Source organism: Sphingomonas sp. R86521, from assembly GCF_042466235.1.
Classification (GTDB): Bacteria; Pseudomonadota; Alphaproteobacteria; order Sphingomonadales; family Sphingomonadaceae; genus Sphingomonas.
Genome location: NZ_JAXHBY010000001.1, coordinates 2,982,409 through 3,002,799, shown reverse-complemented (window position 1 = coordinate 3,002,799; position 20,391 = coordinate 2,982,409). Strand labels below are relative to the sequence as shown.

At 67.7% G+C, this 20,391-nt stretch carries 21 protein-coding genes; 11 read left to right on the top strand and 10 right to left on the bottom strand.

From position 1 onward, the window contains the following. Positions 1-46: 46 nt before the first annotated feature. The gene (locus SJY20_RS14050) at positions 47-481 is read right to left on the bottom strand and encodes a MaoC family dehydratase (RefSeq protein WP_380788713.1); all 435 of its coding nucleotides are present in this window, start codon (positions 479-481) and stop codon (positions 47-49) included. A 121-nt stretch (positions 482-602) separates the two neighbouring features. Here SJY20_RS14050 and putA point away from each other — a divergent pair, with 121 nt between their 5' ends. Beyond that, positions 603-3,653, top strand: a complete 3,051-nt coding sequence (gene putA, locus SJY20_RS14045) for a bifunctional proline dehydrogenase/L-glutamate gamma-semialdehyde dehydrogenase PutA (RefSeq protein ID WP_380787537.1) — start codon at positions 603-605, stop codon at positions 3,651-3,653. A 153-nt stretch (positions 3,654-3,806) separates the two neighbouring features. Here the strand turns inward: putA and SJY20_RS14040 are convergent, their stop codons facing one another. Next, on the bottom strand, positions 3,807-4,982 hold the full coding sequence (locus SJY20_RS14040; protein WP_380787536.1) for a mechanosensitive ion channel family protein: 1,176 nt from the start codon (positions 4,980-4,982) through the stop codon (positions 3,807-3,809). Positions 4,983-4,995: 13 nt separating this feature from the next. Beyond that, on the bottom strand, positions 4,996-6,033 hold the full coding sequence (locus tag SJY20_RS14035) for a DNA topoisomerase IB (protein WP_380787535.1): 1,038 nt from the start codon (positions 6,031-6,033) through the stop codon (positions 4,996-4,998). 106 nt (positions 6,034-6,139) lie between these two features. Here SJY20_RS14035 and SJY20_RS14030 point away from each other — a divergent pair, with 106 nt between their 5' ends. Then, positions 6,140-6,703: a type 1 glutamine amidotransferase domain-containing protein gene (locus SJY20_RS14030; protein WP_380787534.1), complete on the top strand. Its 564-nt coding sequence runs from the start codon at positions 6,140-6,142 to the stop codon at positions 6,701-6,703. Positions 6,704-6,785: 82 nt separating this feature from the next. On the opposite strand, the gene SJY20_RS14025 is transcribed toward SJY20_RS14030, so the two are convergent. The 3 genes from SJY20_RS14025 to SJY20_RS14015 are packed head-to-tail and all read right to left on the bottom strand — an operon-like array spanning position 6,786 to position 9,287. After that, the gene (locus tag SJY20_RS14025; protein ID WP_380787533.1) at positions 6,786-7,805 is read right to left on the bottom strand and encodes an acyltransferase family protein; all 1,020 of its coding nucleotides are present in this window, start codon (positions 7,803-7,805) and stop codon (positions 6,786-6,788) included. Continuing rightward, complete coding sequence (locus SJY20_RS14020; protein ID WP_380787532.1) at positions 7,802-9,151, bottom strand: putative O-glycosylation ligase, exosortase A system-associated; 1,350 nt, start codon at positions 9,149-9,151, stop codon at positions 7,802-7,804. The genes SJY20_RS14025 and SJY20_RS14020 overlap by 4 nt, the downstream gene beginning before the upstream one ends. Beyond that, positions 9,144-9,287 carry a hypothetical protein gene (locus SJY20_RS14015; protein WP_380787531.1) on the bottom strand — a complete coding sequence of 48 codons (144 nt, stop codon included), beginning with the start codon at positions 9,285-9,287 and terminating at the stop codon, positions 9,144-9,146. The genes SJY20_RS14020 and SJY20_RS14015 overlap by 8 nt, the downstream gene beginning before the upstream one ends. Positions 9,288-9,370: 83 nt before the next feature. Between SJY20_RS14015 and SJY20_RS14010 the strand changes: the two genes are divergently transcribed. The 3 genes from SJY20_RS14010 (at position 9,371) to SJY20_RS14000 (ending at position 12,963) form a co-directional block, all read left to right on the top strand. Continuing rightward, complete coding sequence (locus SJY20_RS14010) at positions 9,371-10,606, top strand: TIGR04063 family PEP-CTERM/XrtA system glycosyltransferase (protein WP_380787530.1); 1,236 nt, start codon at positions 9,371-9,373, stop codon at positions 10,604-10,606. After that, positions 10,606-11,322: a hypothetical protein gene (locus tag SJY20_RS14005; protein ID WP_380787529.1), complete on the top strand. Its 717-nt coding sequence runs from the start codon at positions 10,606-10,608 to the stop codon at positions 11,320-11,322. The genes SJY20_RS14010 and SJY20_RS14005 overlap by 1 nt, the downstream gene beginning before the upstream one ends. A gap of 78 nt (positions 11,323-11,400) precedes the next feature. Next, positions 11,401-12,963 (top strand): spinster family MFS transporter, encoded by a 1,563-nt coding sequence (locus SJY20_RS14000; protein WP_380787528.1) that lies wholly within the window; start codon positions 11,401-11,403, stop codon positions 12,961-12,963. Positions 12,964-13,118: 155 nt separating this feature from the next. Here the strand turns inward: SJY20_RS14000 and SJY20_RS13995 are convergent, their stop codons facing one another. Together SJY20_RS13995 and thpR are read right to left on the bottom strand one after the other, a co-directional pair. After that, positions 13,119-13,655 carry a superoxide dismutase family protein gene (locus tag SJY20_RS13995; protein WP_380787527.1) on the bottom strand — a complete coding sequence of 179 codons (537 nt, stop codon included), beginning with the start codon at positions 13,653-13,655 and terminating at the stop codon, positions 13,119-13,121. Between the two features lie 18 nt (positions 13,656-13,673). After that, positions 13,674-14,240, bottom strand: a complete 567-nt coding sequence (gene thpR / locus SJY20_RS13990) for an RNA 2',3'-cyclic phosphodiesterase (protein WP_380787526.1) — start codon at positions 14,238-14,240, stop codon at positions 13,674-13,676. Between the two features lie 124 nt (positions 14,241-14,364). Here thpR and SJY20_RS13985 point away from each other — a divergent pair, with 124 nt between their 5' ends. The 4 genes from SJY20_RS13985 to SJY20_RS13970 all read left to right on the top strand — a co-directional run bounded on the left by SJY20_RS13985 (position 14,365) and on the right by SJY20_RS13970 (position 17,117). After that, complete coding sequence (locus SJY20_RS13985) at positions 14,365-15,114, top strand: Bax inhibitor-1 family protein (protein WP_380787525.1); 750 nt, start codon at positions 14,365-14,367, stop codon at positions 15,112-15,114. A gap of 90 nt (positions 15,115-15,204) precedes the next feature. Continuing rightward, positions 15,205-15,996 carry a transglutaminase family protein gene (locus SJY20_RS13980; RefSeq protein WP_380787524.1) on the top strand — a complete coding sequence of 264 codons (792 nt, stop codon included), beginning with the start codon at positions 15,205-15,207 and terminating at the stop codon, positions 15,994-15,996. Between the two features lie 55 nt (positions 15,997-16,051). Then, on the top strand, positions 16,052-16,333 hold the full coding sequence (locus SJY20_RS13975) for a hypothetical protein (protein ID WP_380787523.1): 282 nt from the start codon (positions 16,052-16,054) through the stop codon (positions 16,331-16,333). 241 nt (positions 16,334-16,574) lie between these two features. Continuing rightward, on the top strand, positions 16,575-17,117 hold the full coding sequence (locus SJY20_RS13970; RefSeq protein WP_380787522.1) for a hypothetical protein: 543 nt from the start codon (positions 16,575-16,577) through the stop codon (positions 17,115-17,117). Here the strand turns inward: SJY20_RS13970 and SJY20_RS13965 are convergent. Together SJY20_RS13965 and SJY20_RS13960 are read right to left on the bottom strand one after the other, a co-directional pair. Continuing rightward, positions 17,114-17,842, bottom strand: a complete 729-nt coding sequence (locus SJY20_RS13965) for an extensin family protein (protein WP_380787521.1) — start codon at positions 17,840-17,842, stop codon at positions 17,114-17,116. The two genes, SJY20_RS13970 and SJY20_RS13965, sit on opposite strands and share 4 nt — an antisense overlap. Further along, positions 17,842-18,573, bottom strand: a complete 732-nt coding sequence (locus SJY20_RS13960) for an NUDIX domain-containing protein (protein ID WP_380787520.1) — start codon at positions 18,571-18,573, stop codon at positions 17,842-17,844. The genes SJY20_RS13965 and SJY20_RS13960 overlap by 1 nt, the downstream gene beginning before the upstream one ends. A 93-nt stretch (positions 18,574-18,666) precedes the next feature. Here SJY20_RS13960 and SJY20_RS13955 point away from each other — a divergent pair, with 93 nt between their 5' ends. Both SJY20_RS13955 and SJY20_RS13950 read left to right on the top strand, forming a co-directional pair. Continuing rightward, entirely contained in the window at positions 18,667-19,161 is a 495-nt protein-coding gene (locus SJY20_RS13955) for a GAF domain-containing protein (RefSeq protein ID WP_380787519.1), read from the top strand. A 124-nt stretch (positions 19,162-19,285) separates the two neighbouring features. Beyond that, entirely contained in the window at positions 19,286-20,374 is a 1,089-nt protein-coding gene (locus SJY20_RS13950) for an RcnB family protein (RefSeq protein ID WP_380787518.1), read from the top strand. The last annotated feature ends 17 nt before the right edge of the window (positions 20,375-20,391 follow it).

The window sequence follows — 20,391 nt, the reverse complement described above, 5'->3', positions numbered from 1 at the left end:
TCCTTTCGGTGTCGTCCCCGGCAACGGCCGGAGCGGCGAAGATGGGTTAGACGAAGATCTGGCTGATCCACTCGGCGACCAGCGCGGGCTTCTCGGCGCCCTCGATCTCGACGGTGAACGCGACGGTTTCCTGCCACTGGCCGGGTCGCTTCTCGGCGAAGCTCAACAGCTTAAACCGGCCACGGACTCGCGATCCCGATCGCACGGGGGAAAGGAACCGGACGGAATTGCCGCCGTAGTTGATCCCCATCCGCGTGCCCTCGACCACCGGCGCGTCCGGTACCTTGGATGCGAGCAACGGCATCAGCGACAACGTCAGGAACCCGTGCGCGATCGTCCCGCCGAACGGCGTCTGCGCGGCGCGCGTCGGGTCGACATGGATGAACTGGTGGTCGCCGGTCGCCGCGGCGAACTGGTCGATCATGACCTGGGTGACCTCGACCCAGTCGGACAGAGTTTCGGTGCCGATGCGGTCGGTCATCTCGGCGGTGCTGATCGTCGCCACGGGATTCCCCTTGTGCGCGGTTTACGGCTAATGCTCCACGCGTCTCTAGGCGCGGGGACCCGTTCCTCGCAAGCCTCACCCAACCGGAAGCTGGAAAATGACGACTGCCGTAACGTCCGCCGCTCGCGAAGCCATGGCGAAACTCTACCGAGCGAGCGAACCCGAAGTTCTAAAGGGGCTTTTGCAGCACGCTGCGATGGACACCGATTCGCGCGAGCGGGTGATGGGTCACGCGTCGGGATTGCTGGCGGACCTGCGTGCGGCGCAGTCGAGAGGCTGGGTGAACCAGTTCCTGCAGGAATATCGGCTGAACTCGTCCGAAGGCGTCGCGTTGCTCAGCCTGGCGGAGGCGTTCCTGCGGGTGCCCGATCCCGAAACCGCCGATCTGCTGATCGCCGACAAGCTGGGCGATGCGGACTGGCGCGCGCATGCGGGCAAGTCGAACTCGAAGCTCGTCAATTCGGCGACCTGGGGCCTGGTGGTAGGGCGCGTGCTGGTCGGCGAGGGGACGACCGGTCCGCTGCGCCGCCTCATCTCGCGCGCGGGTGAGCCGTTCGTCCGCCAGGCGGTCGGCGCCGCGATGAAGATGATGGGTGAAATCTTCGTGATGGGGCGCACCATCGACGAGGCGGCGAAGCGCATGCGGCGGCCCGAGCACAAGGGCTTCACCGCCAGCTTCGACATGCTGGGGGAGGCGGCGCGGACCCACGCCGATGCCGAGCGCTATTTGAAGGCCTATGCCGACGCGATCGACGCCATCGGCCGCGATCCGGCGGCCGGGCATTCGATCTCGGTTAAACTGTCCGCGCTGCATCCGCGCTACGAGGTCGCGCGGTGGAACGAGTGCGTGCCCGCGCTGACCGAAATGCTCGAGGCGCTGGCGGTGCAGGCGGCCTCGAAGGGCATCGCGCTGACCGTCGATGCCGAGGAAAGCGAACGGCTCGAGATGAGCCTCGACATCATCGGCACCGTCGCGGCGCTGCCGAGCCTGAAGGGGTGGGAGGGCTTCGGTATGGCCGTGCAGGCCTATGGCAAGCGCGCGCGACCGGTGATCGCCTGGGCGAACGGGCTCGACCGGATCATGAACGTGCGACTGGTCAAGGGCGCCTATTGGGACAGCGAGATCAAGCGGACGCAGGTCGAGGGGCTGGCCGACTATCCGTTGTTCACCCGGAAAGCGGCGACCGACGTGTCGTATCTGGCGGTCGCGCGCGACATGCTGGACGCGGAGAATATCCGCCCGGCGTTCGCCAGCCACAACGCGCTGACCGTCGCGACGATCATGGAATGGGCAGGCAACAGCCGCGACTTCGAGTTCCAGCGGCTGCACGGCATGGGCGACGGGCTGTACGAGCGGCTGGTGCGCGAGAACGGCTATCACTGCCGGGTCTATGCCCCGGTCGGCGGCCACCGCGACCTGCTGGCCTATCTCGTCCGGCGGCTGCTGGAGAACGGCGCGAATTCGAGCTTCGTGCACCAGCTGGCGGATGAGCGGCTGACCGAGGCGGAGATCCTGGCGGACCCGGTCGAGAAGATCGCGGCGGTCGGCGGGCGCCGGCATCCGAGCATTCCGTTGCCGGTGGCTCTGTTCGGGGTGGAAGGGCATCGCAATTCGGCGGGGTTGGACCTGAGCGACGTTGCGACGCTGGAAGCGACGGTGCAGGCGGTCAACACTCCCCTCCCGCCTGCGGGAGGGGCTGGGGGAGGGCTCCCGGCTTCCTCGAACGGAGCGGCCGACGTGGAGCGCGAGCCCACCCCTAACCCCTCCCGCAAGCGGGAGGGGAATGATGTCGCGTCCGCCATCGGCCGCGCGCATGCCGCGTTCCCGGCGTGGTCTCGCACATCGGTCGACGACCGCGCCACCTGCCTCGAACGCCTCGCCGACCTGCTCGAATCGAACCGCAAAGAGCTGATGGCGATCTGCGTCCAGGAGGCGTTCAAGACGATCCCCGACGCGATCGGAGAGGTCCGCGAGGCGGCGGATTTCTGTCGCTATTACGCCCGCGAAGCTCGCACCAAGCTGCAGTCGATCGAACTCCCGGGCCCGACCGGCGAACGCAACACGCTGCATATCGAGGGGCGCGGGGTGTGGGCGACGATCGCACCGTGGAATTTCCCGCTGGCGATCTTCCTGGGGCAGACCGTCGCCGCCTTGGTGACCGGCAATACCGTCGTCGCCAAGCCCGCGCCGCAGACCCCGCGGATCGCGGCCGCGGCAGTGCGGCTGGCGCATCAGGCGGGCGTTCCGGAGGACGCGCTGGTGCTGGTGCCGGGCGGACCGGAAGTGGGCGCAGCGCTGACCGCAGACGCGCGGATCCAGGGGGTAGCGTTCACCGGCTCCACCGGCACCGCGCGGAAAATCGCGCGGGCGCTGCTTGACGATGAGACGCGCCCGATCGTGCCGCTGATCGCCGAGACCGGCGGGATCAACGCGATGATCGTCGATTCGACCGCGCTGCCCGAACAGGTCGTTGCGGACGTGATCGCGTCGTCGTTCCGATCCGCGGGGCAGCGGTGTTCGGCGTTGCGGTTGCTGCTGGTGCAGGCGGATGTCGCCGATACCGTGATCGAGATGCTGTCCGGCGCGATGGATACGCTGACGATCGGCGATCCGGGCGATCCGGCGACCGATGTCGGGCCGGTGATCGACCAGGCGGCATACGACCGGTTGATGGGATACCGCGAAAGCGTCCGGGCGCGTTGGGTCAAGACCCTCGACGCTCCGGCGACCGGCTTGTTCGTGCCGCCGACGCTGATCCGTATCGATGCGGTTGAGGATCTGACGCAGGAATGGTTCGGCCCGGTGCTGCACGTCGCGACCTGGGAAGCGGGCAAGCTCAGCGAGACGATCGCGCGGGTCAACGCGAAGGGGTACGGGCTGACGATGGGCCTTCACAGCCGTATCGCGCGGGCTGCCGAAGTGACCGAGGCGGAGGCCGCGGTGGGGAATCTCTATATCAACCGGTCGATGATCGGCGCGGTGGTCGGCAGCCAGCCATTCGGAGGCGAGGGCCTGTCCGGGACCGGACCGAAGGCGGGCGGCCCGCGCTACCTGTACCGGTTCTGCGCGGAACGGGCGGTGTCGGTGGACACCACCAGCGCCGGGGGGAACGCGACGTTGCTGTCGCTGGATGAGGGCGGGATTTAGCTCCCTCTTGATCCCCCATTGACCCTTCCCTCACCGTCACCCTGAACTCGTTTCAGGGTCCACCCCGCCCCGGACGCTGTCGCTGGAGGCGCGGTGGATGCTGAAACAAGTTCAGCATGACGGAAGGGGGGGGCTCCCCCCGCTCGCAAACCGTCAGGCGGCGTCTTCCGCTGGCCGGGCGGTCGGAGTCGGCGGATAGGGCATGATGCTCGACCCATCCGGCGCGGCGGTCAAATTGACCTGGGTGGGGAAGGCGATGTCGATCTTCTCGGCGTTCAACCGCTGCAGGATCGCCAGGCCCACCGCGGTTCGCCCGGTGTAGAAGCTGGCATAATCCGGGCCGGTGCTGTCGAACTGGACCTCGAAATCCAGGCTCGATGCACCGAACCCGGTGAAGCCCGCACGGATGAAGATCTTGTCGTTCGCCTCGACGATCTCCTTCAGCATGTCGGGAATGCGCGCGCAGACCTCGGGCGGGGTCCAGTAGGTCACGCCGATGACGAATTTCGCGCGGCGATGGTTGCGCTGGGTGTTGTTGAGGATCTCCTTGTTCAGGAGGTTCTTGTTCGAGATGATGCGTTCTTCGCCGTCGATCCCGCGGATCCGGGTCGATTTGAGCCCGATCCCCTCGACGCTGCCCGAGGTGTTGTCATAGCTGATGTTGTCGCCGCGGCGGAACGGGCGGTCGAAGATGATCGCCAGCGCCGCGAACAGGTCGGCAAAGATGCCTTGCGCGGCGAGGCCGATCGCGATGCCGCCGACGCCTAGGCCCGCCACCAGGCCAGTCACGTTGACCCCGAGATTGTCGAGCACCACGACGAGCGCGACCGCGAACAGCACCAGCGTCACGAGCAGTCGGATCAGCCCCATCGCCGATAGCAGCGCCTCGCCCGAATAATGTTCGGACGCGGTGCGATGCTCGATCGAGCCGAGGATGATCTCGCGCGCCCAGATCGCGGCCTGGAACACCGACGCGACGGTCCACAGGAAATTGACCGTGGTCGACACTTCCTGCGGCGCGCCGGCGTAACCGACCACCAGTTTCACCGCGAGCATGACGATGAAGAAGTTGTTGGTGCGCACGATCGCGCGGCCGACCACGCTGCCCCAGCCGAACCGTGCGCCCTCGCGGTCGCAGAGCCTGCGGCCCAGCCGCCGCGCGGCGTGCAACGCGATGACGATCACCGCACCCGCCGCGAACGCGATCAGGATCTTCAACCAGTTGGTGTGGATCCACTCCGAGCTCGACGCGAAGAACGTCTCGAACTGCGCCTGGACGTCGATCGGCTGGATGAGCGGAGCTTTCGCCGCGGCGGTGGTGTTGGACATGGATTAACTTTCGTCAGGCGGCTTTCGCCATCGGCGCGGCAATCTTCGCCACCAGCGTAGGAGCGGCAGGCGTACCGGCCTCGAGAAAAGCGATCAGCCCGCATTCCTCACGCGTCATATACCGCTTGGCGCGGGGCAGGCGCAGCGCCGTACGAAAGGCGGACTGCCCCTTTTTCACCAGGTCGATGAGCGAGGGATGAACATAGCTTTTCCGCGCGATCGCCGGCGTGTTACCGAGCTTGGCTACGACCGGTTCGAGCAGGGTCTTGAGGCTGAGGTCGCGTTCGGCACCGGCAAGCGCCTCGAACGCCGTGACGCTGGCGGCCCAGGTACGGAAATGCTTGGCGGTGAAGTCCTCGCCGGTCGCCGCCTTGATATACGCGTTGACGTCCGACGACGTCACCGGATGCGCGTCGCCGGCATCGTCGAGCCAGGCGAACAGATGCTGTTCGTCGAGGTCGGCCATCTTCTTGACGACGCTGGCCAGCGCACGATCGGCGACCTTCAGCGTGCGTTCCTTGCCCGACTTGCCCTTGAACTGCAGCTTCAGCGTACTGCCGCTGACCGCGCCGTGGCGTTTGCGCAGCGTGGTTGCGCCGAACGATTCGTTCGCCTCGGCATAGGCTTCGTTGCCGACGCGGATATGCGCGGTGTCGAGCAGGCGGACGACCGCGGCGACGGCGCGGTCGCGGCCGAGCTTGCGGCTGGCGAGGTCGGCCTCGACACGTTTGCGCAGTTTGGGCAGCGCATGGCCGAAATTGGCGCAGCGTTCGTACTTCGCAGCCTCCTGCGCTTCGCGGAAGCCGAGATGATAGCGGTATTGCTTGCGACCCTTCTCGTCCCAGCCGACCGCCTGGATATGGCCGTTGGGCTTCGGGCAGAACCAGGCGTCGCGATAGGCGGGGGGCAGGGCGATCGCGTTGAGCCGGTCGATTTCGTCGCGGTCGGTGATGCGGTCGCCGTTGGCGTCCCAATAGCCCCAGTTGCCGCGGATTTTCTTGCGCGTGATCCCCGGTTTCGAGTCATCGGAATATACGATCCTGGTCGCCAAATGCGTCGCTCCTCTGGCCTTTCGAAATGTTCGGCGGAGCGCATCGTTCCGGAACGCCCGGCGCCGTCCGTGTGTTCTCGGATCGAGACTTCACTGGAGATACGACATGGCCGATCTTTCGCAGGCACGCGTCCTGTTCCTAGCCGCCGACGGTTTCGAGACCGTCGAACTGTTCGAACCCAAGAAAGCCCTGGAAGCGGCCGGCGCAAAAGTGACGCTGGCGTCGATCAAGACCGACCCGATCCAAGGCATGAAGGGCGACATCAACAAGGCCGAGACGATCACGCCCGACCTGACGCTCGACGAGGTCGATACCGACGATTACGACGCATTGGTGCTGCCGGGCGGGGTCGCGAACCCGGACACGATGCGCCAGCAGGAGCGCGCGATCGAGATCATCACCGAGTTCATGGAGGACGGCAAGATCGTCGCCGCGATCTGCCATGCGCCGTGGCTGCTCGCCGAAGCGGACGTGATCGACGGACGCACGCTGACGAGCTTTCCGTCGATCCGGACGGACCTCGAGAATGCCGGTGCCGACGTGGTCGATGAGGAAGTCGTGGTCGACGGCAACCTGATCACGAGCCGCAAGCCCGACGATATCCCCGCGTTCAACAAGGCGATCATCGCCGCGCTCGAAGAAGAACTGGCGGACGAACCGGTCGATTGACGGCTTGCTCTTCCTTGTTCTCCCGCGAAGGCGGGAGCCCAGTCTGGGTCCCCGCCTTCGCGGGGAAACTAGGAGGGGGTTGCTAACGCCGGTTGATCCAGCGTTGCGCCGGGCGCTCTACCATATGGTAGAGCGCTATCGACGCTCCCAACACCAGCACCAGATACAGCCCGATCAACCCCGCCGGCACCGCGCTCGCATCGCTGACGAACGCCAGCTTGAACACCACCCACAGCATGAAATGGCCGAGATAGGTCGCGTAGCTGATCTCGCCGAGGTAGTGGAGCCAGCGTGCTTCCAGCGGGTTGCCTGGCGCGCCGCTGGTGAGGGCGAGGACGAGCAACAGGCTCGCGAACGCCGCAGGGACGACGAGCGTCTCGGGCGCCCCCAGTAGCCAGGCGATCAGCAACACCAACCCCGTGCCGGCCACGATCGGCGCTCGACCCCGGCCTCTCCACCGCAGCCAAAGCGCAGCGACAATGGTTCCGGTCGCGAACTCGGCGATGCACCGGAGCAGGCCGAAGCGGGGGATGCCGGTGCCGAGCGTCGGCGCACCCATGGCGACGTGAAGCAGCAACAGGATCGCAGCCGCGATGCCGAGCAATACCGGTGTCGGCACGCGGCGCCAGTCGACGGCGCGAACGAGCAGCGGGAACAGCAGATAGGCGCCGAGCTCCGCACTGATCGACCAGCTCGGATCGTTCCAGGTCAGCCGATCGGTGAACCCCCAGTTCTGCACCAGCAGGACGTGCAGCGGCAATTCGGCGAAGGGATAGTCGGTCGAACCGGGCCTACCCGTCGCCTTCAACAGCAGCGCCAGCGTCACCGCGCCGGCGAGAATGACCAGGTGGAGCGGCCAGATCCGGGCGATGCGCTTGCGCAGGAACGGCACCACGCTGCCACGCGCGCGCAATCGTTCGTGCCAGGTCAGCCAGATCACGAAGCCCGACAGCAGGAAGAAGAAATCGACCGCCAGATACCCCTTGGCAAGGACGTCGCGAAGGCCCGGCGGCAGTCCGGCGATCGACAGGCGGATATGGTAGAGGACGACGAACCACGCAGCGATCCCGCGGACGCTGGTCAGCGCGCGCAATTCGGTCATGCGGGAAGCGGCGCCGTAGCCCGCCGCATCGGCCGGAAGCTTTCCTCGCTGCGCTTGCGCCCCAGATAGGTATCGAGCCCGATCTGCGCGCCGATCAGCATGTAGATGAACGGCTGGAAGGCGATGGCGATGAACGCGGCGCCGAGCAGATAGACGATGTGCCCGCTCTGCAATGCGGCGGCGAGCGGACCCGCCCAGGGATACGGTCCCTCGGGATCGCGGTAGCGGCGGCGCAGGATCTCCATCCGGATAATCCCAATGAGGTTGATCGCCAGCCACAGCGCCAGCCCGAAATAACCCTGTTCGCCGAGCATCTCGAAATAGGCGCTGTGATACGCACGCGCCTTGTCGACCTCGACCTTGGGACCGGCGGCGGGGGCGCTGCCGTCCACGGTCTTGAGGTCGTAGCGGATGTGGTTGCCGCGATACGCCTCGAAGCCGCCGCCGAACGGATGCGACTTGGCGTAGTCGATCGTCCATTTCCACACCGCGAGCCGGGTCGCGGCCGATTCGTCCGCCTGATAGGTCTGGATCGTGTTCATCCGGTTGGTGAAGCTCGACGGCAGGAACGGCACTGCGATCAGTCCGAGCACCGCGAGCGCCCCGATATACAGCCCCTTGCGCTTGACGACGCGCAACGACAGCAGCGCCAGCAGCGCGATGCAGAGCAGTCCGGTGCGGGTCGACGTGCCGATCGGGATCAGCAGGCACGCGAACACCAGCGCGAGGCAGAAGGTCTTCACCCGCCAGTCGGGCTTGAAGATCGTGCCGTGGGTCATGAACCAGAAGATCAGCGGCACGATCGCGACCGCGACCGCACTGATCGTGCTTCCCTCGTACAGCCCGGAATTGTTGTCGACCATCAGGTTGAGCTGGCCATAACCGCCACCGCCGCTGGCGATCGTCTTGATGCCGCCGACGATGATGATCGATGCCGCCGACAGGATCATGAACAGCAAAAGCGCCTCGATCCGCAGCCGCGTGCGCAGCGTCAGCGGCAGGAACGCCGCGAACGCCAGCGCCTTCCAGACCCAGTCCCATTTCTCCAGCGCCTCGACCGGGAAGTCGGCGGCGATCGTGGTCGCCCAGCAATACAGCAGCAACAGCACGATCAGCCCTTGGCGCGGTGCGACGCGGGTATCGCGCTTGTCGTCGGCGATCGCCCAGCCACCGACCGCCAGCGCCACCGCGATCAGCGAGATCGGGACGGCGTTGAGCAGGTAATAGGTCAGCCGCTGCGGCGAGACGATGTCGATATAGACATAGACCAGCACCAGCAGGAACGGCCGGCGAAGACCCATCCCGAATAGTCCGAGCAGGAACGCGATGAACGCGAGGTCACGCACCGAAGCGCTCTTTCTTCGCCTTGCCGGGGGGCGCCTTCGCGTCGGGTTCGGAATCGAGGTCGGGCCGCTTCAGCAGCAGGAACGCGGCGAGCATCATCAGGCCGTGCGTCAGGCCGAGCGCGAGATTGTCGATCATGGTACGGCCCTGCTGAAACGAAGGCCCGTCGTAGCGCGAGCCGGTTGACGCGCCGTTAAACCAAAAGGTGGCAGGGAGTCGCCATGCGCATTCTCCATATCCTCGATCACGGCCTGCCGTTGCAGAGCGGCTACACGTTTCGCACCCGCGCGATCCTGAAGGCGCAGGAGGCGCAGGGCTGGGCGGTGGCGGCGGTGACGGGGCCGCGGCATGGCGCAGCGGAGGCGTCGGTCGAGGCGGTCGACGGGCTGACCTTCCACCGCACGCTGGCGCCGGCGAAAGCGGGCCCGATCGGCGAGCTGGCGGGGATTCGCGCGTTCGCCAAGCGGATCGAGGCGGCGGTCGATGCCTTTCGCCCCGACATCCTCCACGCGCATTCGCCGGTGATCGATGCGCTGGCGGCGCTGATCGTCGCGCGGCGGCGCAACCTGCCGCTGGTGTACGAGATTCGTGCGTTCTGGGAGGACGCCGCGGTCGGCAACGGCACCGGAACCGAGGGCTCGCTGCGCTACCGGACGACGCGCGCGCTGGAGACCTGGGCGGTCCGGCGCGCCGGCGGGGTCGCGGTGATCTGCGACGGGCTGCGGCGCGATCTGGTCGCGCGCGGCATCGATGCGGGCAAGATCATCGTCTCGCCCAACGGCGTCGACCTCGACCTGTTCGGCACCGTCCCGCCGCGCGACGATGCGCTGGCCGCCGAGCTCGATCTCGACGGCAAGGACGTCGTCGGGTTCATCGGCAGCTTCTACGATTACGAAGGGCTGGACGACCTGATCGCGGCGATGCCGGCGCTGGTCGCGGTCCGGCCGAACGCGCGGTTGGTGCTGGTCGGGGGCGGGCCGATGGACGCTGCCCTGCGTGCGCAGGCGGCGGCATCGCCGGTGGCGGCTGCGATCCGCTTCGTCGGACGGGTGCCGCATACCGAGGTGGAGCGCTATTACGGGCTGGTCGACATCCTCGCCTATCCGCGCAAGCGGATGCGGTTGACCGATCTGGTCACGCCGCTCAAACCACTGGAGGCGATGGCGCAGGGCCGACTCGTCGCGGCGTCGGATGTCGGCGGGCACCGCGAGCTGATCCGCGACGGCAAGACCGGGACGCTGTTCGCGCCCGACGATCCCGGTGCGATCGCGGCGGCGTTGGCGGCGATGTTCGCGGACCGCTCGGGTTGGGATGCGCGGCGTACGGTGGCGCGCGCCTTCGTCGAGCGGGAGCGTAACTGGTCGTCAAACATTTTGCGTTACGAACCGGTTTACCAGCGGTTGGTCCAGGCCGCTTCATTGGATGTCTCATGTCAGCGTTCACCAGCCAAAGTCTGATGCGATCCCTTCCGCTGTACGGCGGCCTCGCCGTCGGCGTGCTCGCCGCGATCTGCTTCGTCGCGGTGCCGGCCGAACTACTCGAGTCGCTGGTATCGAACAGCGGCATCTCCGCGCTGCTGCCGGTCGCGGCGCCGCCGCTCGGCGCCACGGCGCGGGCGTTGCTGGCGCTGGGTAGCGGCCTGTTGTTCGCCGCGGTGGCCTGGGCGGCGCTGTATCTGCTGTTCGGACCGGGGGGCTTCCTGGTGAAGCCGGTGCGGTCCGAAGGCGTGCCCGTCATCCGCCGCGCCGATGCCCATCCCGATGCGCCGCCGCGCCGGCCGATGTCGTCCGCGGACCTCGGCATGCCATTGATGGACGTGGTGCCGACCGCGGCCGAGCGACCGATCCCTGCCGATCTCGACCAGCCGCTGGCGGCGTTCGATCCCGCCGCGCTGCTGCCCGTGCCGATGGAGCCGATGCGGCCGGTGGCGCCGCTGCCGTTTGCACCGCTGGTGGTCGAACGCGCGCCCGAGCCGGTCGTGACGTTCGCGGCTGAATGCGCGCCCGAGCTGGTCATGGAGGCCGAGCCGGAGCCCGTGTTCGCCGAACCGATCGAACCGATCCCGATGTCCCGCCCGCTCCGTGCCGCGCCCACCAGCCCGCCGTCGATCGAGGCGCTGCTGCGGCGGCTCGAACAGGGTGCGGGCCGTCGCGCGCAGGCTTCCGCGCACTGACGTACCCGGTCCACGCGAAAGCCCTTCTGTAGCGAGGCATGCTCTGATACCCTGTGTTCGAAAACGCAGGGAGGGCTCATGGCGGAGATCGATACGAAACAGTCCGAGGCAAAGGCTTCGCGCTACGCCTGGTACGTGCTGTCGATCCTGTTCCTGGTCTATGTCCTGAACTTCGTCGACCGGCAGATCATCTCGATCCTCGCCGAGGACATCAAGCGCGACCTGGGGCTGAAGGACCAGGACCTGGGGTTCCTGTACGGCACCGCGTTCGGCGTGTTCTATTCGCTGTTCGGGATCCCGCTGGGGCGGCTCGCGGACAATTGGCACCGCGTCCGGTTGATGACGATCGGGCTGACCCTATGGTCGGTGATGACCGCGCTCTCCGGTTTCTCGCGCACCGGCGGGCATCTGGCGGCGGCGCGGATCGGGGTCGGCGTCGGCGAGGCGACGGCGAGTCCGTCGGCCTATTCGATCATCTCCGACTATTTTCCGAAGTGGCTGCGGGCGACCGCATTGTCGATCTATTCCGCCGGGCTGTTCGTCGGGGGCGGCTGTTCGCTATTCGTTGGCGGGTTGATCGTGCAGGGCTGGAACCGCGCCTGGCCGCACGGCGGCCCGCTCGGGCTGGTCGGATGGCAGGCCGCGTTCATGGCGGTCGGGTTGCCGGGCCTGTTGCTGGCACTGTGGGTGGCGACGCTGCGCGAACCGATCCGCGGACTGGTCGAGGGGTTGCCCGAACCCGAAAAGCACCCCGCGCCGTTCCGCGCCTTTGCCGGCGAGTTGCTGACGATCGTTCCGCCGCTGACGCTGATCGGCGCCGCGGCGGGCGGTGTGCGCGCGTTCGTGATCAATCTTGCCGGGCTGGCGACGGTGGTCGCGGTCGTGCTGGCGCTGGTATCGATCGGCGAGCCGTGGCCGCAATGGGTCGCGGTCGGGATCGGGGTCTATGCCGTGTTCTCGTGGAGCTGTGCGCTGAAACGCCGCGATCCGCCGGCCTTCGCGCTGATCGTCGGGACGCCGGCGTTCCTCTGCACCGTCGTCGCCTATGGCTGCAACGCGTTCCTCAGCTATGCCGCGAGCTTCTGGGCGGCGCCCTATGCGCTGCGCGAACTGGGGGCGACGCCGTCGTCGGCGGGCCTGCTGGTCGGCGGCCTCGGCGCGATGGCGGGGTTCCTGGGGCTGACGATCGGCGGCGTGGTGTCGGACCGGTTGCGGCGGACCAACCCGGCGGGGCGGCTGTTGGTGGTGATCTTCGGCGCGGTGGTGCCGGTGCCGTTCCTGATCCTGGCGTTCACCGCGTCGGGGCTGGTGCCGTTCTCGATCGGCATCTTCTTCGCGCAGATCACCGCAGCGTGTGCGCTGGGGGCAGCGGCGGCCACGACGCAGGACATGGTCCTGCCGCGGATGCGCGGCGCGGCGACGGCGACGTTCTTCATCGGGACGACGCTGATCGGGCTGGCGCTCGGGCCGTATCTGGCGGGGCGGGTCTCGACGCTGACGGGCAGCCTGTCGACCGGGATGCTGGCACTGCTGGTCGTGACGCCGATCACGCTGACGAGCGCGATCGCGGCGTATCGGCTGGCACCGGGCGCCGAGGCCACCCGGGAGGCAAGGGCGAGGGCGGCCGGGGAGGCGATCTAGGGCTTCTTGATCCTGAAGCCTTCGCGTGATCCTAAAAGCCATCGTCATCCCGGGCTTGACCCGGGACCCCGGGTTACGAGCGCTGCACTCCGTAACCCTGGATCCTGACTTTCGTCAGGATGACGGAAGGGTGGGATGACGAACGCAGGCGGCCGTCACGCCGGCGCAAAGACGCCGCAGGCGATGCGGCCGCCGCTGTTGCCCGAAGGATCGGTCATCAGGTCGTCCGGGTTGGCATGGACCACGAACGCCGCACCGTCGGCATCGAGCAGCCCGGCCATCGTCGCGCCGGGAACGGTGATGCCGATCGTACCGCGGCCATCGGTGCCGATGATCAGGTTGGGCAGGTCGCCCTCATGCGGTCCCTGCGGGTTCATGCTGCCATGCTTCGCGCCGGTCGGGTTCCAGTGACCGCCCGCGGTGGTGAAGTCGGGGGCGTCGCAGCGGCCGACCATGTGGATGTGCGCACCGTGCGTGCCGGGGGGCATCGCCTTGGCATCCAGCGTGAAGCGGATGCCGCCTCCGACTTCGGTCGCGGTCGCGCGCCCGACATCGGTACCCGCCGCGGTCTGCAGCATCGCGACAGCCTTTTGCCCGCCCGCCATCGGTGTGCCGGTCTCCATCCCGCCCTTGTCGCACGCCGCCAGACCGATCGTCGCCGCGCCGATCATCGTCAATGTCGCAATCCGCATCGTCGTTCTCCCTGTTGTTCAGTGCCAACCCGTCGTCGGGTCGGCGGTTCCGAGCGGCTGGCGCATCACCGGTTCATAGCGTGCACCCTCTCGCGTCAGGACGCTCTGGTACAGCACGAGATGCGGCATGGCGAACGGTGCACTCGACAGGCCGGCATGCGTCGCGATCCAGCGTTCCGCGTCGGGCCCGGCGGCACCGCGCGCCAGCCGGGCGAGCGTCAGGTGCGGCAGATAGGCGCGCCGTTCAGCCACTAGGCCGGCACGAACGCACGCCTGGTCGACCTTGCGGTGCAGCGCAGCCAGCGCATCGTGCGGCGTCACCCCGGCCCATAACGCGGTGGTCGCGCCGCGACGCTCGAACCGGCCGACGCCGTTCAGCGCGACGACCGGCGCTTCGGCATGGACCTGGCCGATAGCCGCCGCGATGTCCTCCGCGACCGGCCGCTCGACCTCGCCGATGAAGCGCAACGTCAGATGCAGCTGGTCGTCGTCCTGCCAGCGCGCGCCGATCACCCCGTCCATCGTCGCGGCAAGAGACGCGCGGATCGCAGGCGGCGGGCGGAGGGCGACGAACAGGCGGATCATGACCGGGGCATGCTTAACCCGACACGGGCGGGGGGTTGCAACCGTTCACCTTGAAAAGGGTTGGGGAAAGAGCGATATTTGGGTCTATCGGCATCAAGCCGGACAAAGGAGCGAGTTTTTCACAATGGCTAACTGGTCTGATCCCCGGCCCCGCGCCGCGCCGTTCGGAGCGACGGCCACGGGAGCCCGTACCGAAGCATATGACGCGGGTCTCCGCGCCTACATGCTTTCCGTCTACAACTACATGGCGTCGGCGGTCCTACTGTCGGGCATCGTAGCGTTGCTGTTCGCATGGGGTGGCGAATCCTCGCCCGCCGCGCAGATCATGATGGGTGGCGGCCTGCTGAAGTACGTCATCATCTTCGCACCGCTCGCGATCGTGTTCGGCATGAGCTTTGGCCAGGCGCGCATGAGCACCGGCACGATGCAGGCGATGTTCTGGGGCTTCGCGGTCCTGATGGGCCTGTCGATGTCGACGGTCTTCCTGGTCTATAGCGGCACGTCGATCGCCGGCGCGTTCTTCGCGACCGCATCGGGCTTCGCGGCGCTGAGCCTCTATGGCTACACCACGAAGCGTGACCTGTCGGCGTTCGGGACGTTCCTGATCATCGGCGTGGTCGGCCTGCTTGTCGCCAGCATCGTCAACATGTTCCTGCAGTCGGGCGTGATGGGCCTGGTGATCAGCGCGATCGGCGTGCTGCTGTTCGCGGGCCTCACCGCCTATGACACGCAGCGGACCAAGAGCCTGTACGCACAGGTTGCGGGTACCGACATGGTCGGCAAGGTCGTGATCATGTCGGCGCTCAGCCTGTATCTCGACTTCATCAACATGTTCATGTTCGTGCTGCGTCTGTTCGGCAGCGGCCGTAACTGATACCAGCCTGTAACGCGTTTCAGGGAAGGGCCCGGCGGGAAACCGCCGGGCCTTTTTCGTGTGCCCCCCACATCAAAGGATTTGCGCGCGATGCGCCTGACGATCGACGTGCGCCTGGATTACGGCATCACCGGGAGTGCGGACGTGCTGCTGCAGATCGAGGCGGCGGCGATGGCCGACCAGCGGATCGTCGACGAACAGCTGACGATCTGGTCCGAATCGCCGATCCGTGCGGTGCCGGGCGAGGACGGCATCGGCCAACGCTGCTGGGCGCGCGGGCATGGCCGGCTGGTCGCCGAATATCGCGCGATCGTCGACGTCGCGCGCGAGAAGGTCGAGCTCGACCGCTACCCTGCGACACCGCCGCGGATGTTGCCGGGCGAACTGACCGCGTACCTGATGCCCAGCCGCTATTGCCAGTCGGACCGGCTGGAGGGGTTCGTGATGCGCGAGTTCGCCGGGCTCGAGGGTGGTCCGCTGGCGGCGGCGCTGTCGGCATGGGTGACGGACTCGCTCGACTACCGGATGGGCACGAGCAGCGGCGAGACCACCGCACTCGACACCTTTGCGTCGCGGGCAGGCGTATGCCGCGACTATGCCCATCTGCTGGTCGCGCTGTCGCGTGCTGGCGGGATCCCGGCGCGGTGCGTGTCGGCCTATGCGCCGGGCGTCGATCCGCCCGACTTCCACGCGGTCGCCGAACTGTGGCTCGACGGCGGCTGGCGGCTGGTCGACGCGACGCGGATGGCGTCGTGCGGCGACGTCGCACGCGTCTGTATCGGCCGCGACGCCACCGACATCGCGTTCATGACGGTGTTCGGCCAAGCCCAACTCTACGAACAGGTCGTGCGGGTAACCGTGGTGGATCCGTCGGCGACGTAGGAACGCAGTTCGGCGCGGAACGTTGATGTCGGCAAGTTTACAGGAGACACTCGCTATGCCGGATATCGACCAACGCGCACTCGACAGCCTGTCGGTTGCGCCCGACGAGGACACCGGCCGCGATCCGCGTCAGGATGCAGGGCAGGACAAGTCGATCGCCAAGCGTCTGCAGAAGAACCCCGACAGCGCCGACGCGCGGCTGGACAACGCGCTGGACGAGTCGATGGACGGCAGCGATCCGCCCGCACAGACCCAGCCGGGCGCAAGCACCGACGCACCGGACTCGTCAGGGTACGATCCGGAAGCCGAGAAGGGCCTGACGCACAAGCGGGCGTGACCTGAAGATACCAAGATCGAACGCGTCGGCCCCCACGGGCCGGCGCTTTTTTTATGCGCCAGCCGAATTGGCGTCGCCATCAGATTTTCTCGCTCGCTTCGTCGCATAGCATGTTGCGATGCAGCAGTTTCCATGTCGCTATGGTGTCAAGGTGAGATGGCGCGCTCAGGGCCCGTTAACCAACCTGGGCGTATGGTCTTACCAGTTCCTTTGAGGGCGGGGTGACGACATGGCTTCCAGAATGAGACCGGCGCAAGGCTCGATGACGCTCGCCGAGATGAAGGAATTCGCCGGCTTTCCGGCCGCGACTCAGCGCTACATCCGCCGCTCGCTCGATATCGGGCTCGACCGCGACGATGCCATGGAACGGTGGTCGCGCGATGTCGTCGAGGCGGCGAGCATCCGGGCTCAGGCGCGGATCTATGCGAACTTGCCCGCGCTGCGCGCGATCGTGCCCGACGACAGCGGCCTCGATGCGATCGAACCGTTCCTCGGCCCGATGGTCACGCTGGTGGCGTTCGATCTGGGGCAGGGGCGGTTGACGACCTTCTCGGCGTTCCGGTTCCTTTACGAGCGGCTGATCGGCGCCGAAGTCCGGCCCTGGCTGCCATCGGCGTTCTGCGCAGCGGCCGCCCTGCCGCATCTTCACCCCGAACTGCGCCGGAAGCTGCTGCAGTCGATCAGCGAAGCGGCGGCGACGGCATCGGGCTGGTCGAACCGCCAACCGGCTTTCTATCCTTATTGGGTCGAGAAGGTCGACACCGGCACCTCGCTGGCGAATTAACGGCACGCCCGCCAGCCGCCCATGCCGCGATTGGCCTGGTCGAGGTGCAGATGGTCGGCATGCGCGGCGTTGTAGTCGGGGGACAGGGTCGTCGCGAACAGCTGGCACGCACCATCGCGCACCGCATGCAGGAACCGCGCTTTCGGCCCGTCGCCCTGCCAGTCGCGCGCGACGGTGATGCGTCTGCCATCGGTCAGTCGGAAACCGGCGATATCGACCGCGTCGGCGGTGGCATGCTCGCTCCAGGTCCCGGCATCGCGGCCATAGATCCGGCGGCAATTATAGCTGCCGAAATGATCGATGCTGGCGACACGCGCGCCGAACTGCGCCTGCGCGGCAGGCTGCACGACGTCCCATTCCCACATCGACAGCGCGGCAGCGACCGGACAGGCGACGCCGAGTCCGGCCGGCACGAAGCCGATGCGCCGTGATCCCCCGGGTGTGAAGCGGACGCCATCGGCATAGCCGCATTGCCCGTCGTGGCGGGGCGGCAGCACGGTGTAGCGCACCCCCGCCCGGTCGAGCAGCGCGCGGCATTGCGCGAAATCCTCGGTCAGCGCGGTCAGCTTGCGGCCGGTGAACAGCCCCGCAGGCTGGCCGAGGTCGAGCGGCGTCCATGGCAAATCCTGCGGCGTCCCGCGCGCACTCGCCCACAGCACGAAGCCGAGCGTGGCCAGCAACGCCAGTCCGGCCAGCCAGCCGATCGCCAGGCGCACCGTCCGCATCAGCCGCGCGTCACGTCCGTCAGCGGTTCGGTGATCACCGGATAGCCGAGCCCGTCGGGGATGCAGAGGTGATCGACCCCGTCGCGATCCTCGATCCACGGCGTGATCGTCTGGATCGGGTGCGCGCGTGCATCTGCCACCGCGGCTTCGAAGCTCGCGAACCGCGCCAGCCGCTCGAGCGTACGGCGGGTCGGAAAGATCAGCGTCGCACGACCGGCATCCGCTTCGGCGAGAATGTCGGCGGCACTGGTCCAGAACAGCCGCGTATTCTCGGTCGCATCGACGCTGGCTGGCGGCGCATCAGCAGGTAGCCGCGCCAGGTAGAACCGCGTGTCGAACACCCGCGACGGCGCATGCGCCGGTCGCCAGCGCGCGAACGGCTCCAGCGTCTCCAGCCTCAGGTGCGCGCTGCCGAGCACGGCGGCGAACGGTTCGCCCGCATGGAGCGCGGCGCGCATCGGCGCGATCGCGGTGGGCGCCGGGTCCAGCCCGATCGCCAGCCCGACCTCCTCGATCGTCTCGCGGATCGCAGCGATCCGCGCGGCAGCTTCGTCGTCATCGCCGGCAAGCGCGTAGTCGCCGGGATCGACGCGGCCGCCGGGAAACACCAGCGCGCCGGCGGCGAACGCCATCGCCTTCGCGCGCTCGACCATCAGCAGTTCGGGCGGTCCGGTGTCGCGCTCGCGAAACAGGATCAGCGTCGCGGCGGGAATGGCGGGGGGCAAAGTCATCGTCGGGTCCCTAACGCGCGGGATGGATGGCGGACCCATCCACCGCGTCCGGCCGGGCTTGTTCCGCTATTCATCGCTCCGCATATGGGCGCGATGTATCAATTCGACATATCCGCCGGCAGCAAGGCCGAACTGTACCACGATCTGACCGCCGCGCTCGATGCGCTGACCGCGGACGAACCCGATGCGATCGCCAACATGGCCAATGCCGCAGCATTGATCTGGGAATATCTGCCCGATCTGAACTGGGCGGGCTTCTACCGCGCAGTTGCCGATTCGGATGGTGGCGAACTCGTGCTCGGGCCGTTCCAGGGCAAGGCCGCCTGTATCCGCATCGCGCTCGGCAAGGGGGTGTGCGGCACCGCCGCGGCCACGCGTCAGACCCAGCTGGTCGCCGACGTCCACGCCTTTCCGGGCCACATCGCCTGCGACGCCGCCAGCCGTTCCGAACTGGTCGTGCCGGTGGTCCATGACGGCCGCCTGATCGGCGTGCTCGACCTCGACAGCCCCGAACCCGCGCGGTTCGACGCCGAGGATGCCGCAGGGTGCGAGGCGCTGATGGCGGTGCTGGCTTCTCGCATAGCCTAAAGTTTCGGCCCGTTTCGGGACAGCGCGGGTGCTGGCCGCGGTGAAACGAGTTTGGTAAGCAGCGTGTTAACACATGCGACGTTTGGCCGAGACTCGGACGCGCACGGCGGAACAGGGAGACACCATGATGCGGAGCCTTTTGATCGCGAGCGGAGCCCTGGCGCTGGTCGCAGCCGGATCGGCTGACGCCCAGCAGCGGCCCGGCGCGAGCTACGGCATGCCCGGCCGCGGTCCGTCGCAGGTCCGCCCGATCGGACCTGGGCCTGTCGTCCAGCACGGCGGCCAGGTTCAGGGGCAGGTTCGCGGCCCGGACCGGGGCCAGGTCCGCGGACAGCGCTGGGGCAGCCGGATCGGCGGGCGCTGGTGGGGCGGGGCCAACGCGCCCGGCGGCTGGAGCGCGTATCGCCGCCCGTATCGCGGCTATGCCGTGCCGAGCTACTGGGTGTCGCCGCGCTTCTATATCTCCGACTGGGCGGGCTACGGCCTGACGCGGCCGAACGCCGGGTATAACTGGGCACGCTATTACGACGACGCAGTGCTGATCGACGGGCGCGGATCGGTGTACGACACCGTCGGCGGGCTCGACTGGGACGGCGGGTATCGCGGCGGCTATGACGAGGCCTATGCCGACGACTCGGTCTATGCGGGGCCTGACGACCGCGGCTACCAGCGCGGCGGCGACGACCGCGGTTACAGGCAGCGCGGCGACGACCGCCAGCGCGACAGCGGCGTCGGCGGCGCGGTGATCGGTGGTGTCGTCGGCGGCGTCGCGGGCAACGTGATCGCGGGGCGTGGCAACCGGCTGGGTGGCACGTTGATCGGTGCAGGCGTCGGCGCGGCCGCGGGCTATGCGATCGACCGGAGCCAGGATCGCGGCCGTCGCGGGGTCCCGCCAGCCTATGGGGCGAGCTATGGGCGCGGCTATGCTCCGCCGCCCGTGCCGGCCTATGGCGGCGGTTACGCGCCACCAGCCGTGCCGGTCTATCGCGGTCCGCCGGGCGGATCCTGGGTCTCGCCCGACGGCGTCACGACCGTGACGACGACCAGCGGCGGCTATGCCGGCTATGCTGGCGGATCGACGACCACCGTGGTGGTGCAGTCCGCCCCGATAGTCACCACCACGACCACCGAATATTACGAGGACGCGGCGCCCCGCGCACGGCCGCACCGGGTCTGGAAGAAGCGGTGGAAGGGCAAAATGCTGCCGCGCTGACGATATCGTTGCGGCGG

Coding starts and splice junctions, on each gene's coding strand:
- SJY20_RS14050 (WP_380788713.1), bottom strand. CDS start 481: ATGACCGACCGCATCGGCACCGAAACTCTGTCCGACTGGGTCGAGGTC.
- putA (WP_380787537.1), top strand. CDS start 603: ATGACGACTGCCGTAACGTCCGCCGCTCGCGAAGCCATGGCGAAACTC.
- SJY20_RS14040 (WP_380787536.1), bottom strand. CDS start 4,982: ATGTCCAACACCACCGCCGCGGCGAAAGCTCCGCTCATCCAGCCGATC.
- SJY20_RS14030 (WP_380787534.1), top strand. CDS start 6,140: ATGGCCGATCTTTCGCAGGCACGCGTCCTGTTCCTAGCCGCCGACGGT.
- SJY20_RS14025 (WP_380787533.1), bottom strand. CDS start 7,805: ATGACCGAATTGCGCGCGCTGACCAGCGTCCGCGGGATCGCTGCGTGG.
- SJY20_RS14015 (WP_380787531.1), bottom strand. CDS start 9,287: ATGATCGACAATCTCGCGCTCGGCCTGACGCACGGCCTGATGATGCTC.
- SJY20_RS14010 (WP_380787530.1), top strand. CDS start 9,371: ATGCGCATTCTCCATATCCTCGATCACGGCCTGCCGTTGCAGAGCGGC.
- SJY20_RS14005 (WP_380787529.1), top strand. CDS start 10,606: ATGCGATCCCTTCCGCTGTACGGCGGCCTCGCCGTCGGCGTGCTCGCC.
- SJY20_RS14000 (WP_380787528.1), top strand. CDS start 11,401: ATGGCGGAGATCGATACGAAACAGTCCGAGGCAAAGGCTTCGCGCTAC.
- SJY20_RS13995 (WP_380787527.1), bottom strand. CDS start 13,655: ATGCGGATTGCGACATTGACGATGATCGGCGCGGCGACGATCGGTCTG.
- thpR (WP_380787526.1), bottom strand. CDS start 14,240: ATGATCCGCCTGTTCGTCGCCCTCCGCCCGCCGCCTGCGATCCGCGCG.
- SJY20_RS13985 (WP_380787525.1), top strand. CDS start 14,365: ATGGCTAACTGGTCTGATCCCCGGCCCCGCGCCGCGCCGTTCGGAGCG.
- SJY20_RS13980 (WP_380787524.1), top strand. CDS start 15,205: ATGCGCCTGACGATCGACGTGCGCCTGGATTACGGCATCACCGGGAGT.
- SJY20_RS13975 (WP_380787523.1), top strand. CDS start 16,052: ATGCCGGATATCGACCAACGCGCACTCGACAGCCTGTCGGTTGCGCCC.
- SJY20_RS13970 (WP_380787522.1), top strand. CDS start 16,575: ATGAGACCGGCGCAAGGCTCGATGACGCTCGCCGAGATGAAGGAATTC.
- SJY20_RS13965 (WP_380787521.1), bottom strand. CDS start 17,842: ATGCGGACGGTGCGCCTGGCGATCGGCTGGCTGGCCGGACTGGCGTTG.
- SJY20_RS13960 (WP_380787520.1), bottom strand. CDS start 18,573: ATGACTTTGCCCCCCGCCATTCCCGCCGCGACGCTGATCCTGTTTCGC.
- SJY20_RS13955 (WP_380787519.1), top strand. CDS start 18,667: ATGTATCAATTCGACATATCCGCCGGCAGCAAGGCCGAACTGTACCAC.
- SJY20_RS13950 (WP_380787518.1), top strand. CDS start 19,286: ATGATGCGGAGCCTTTTGATCGCGAGCGGAGCCCTGGCGCTGGTCGCA.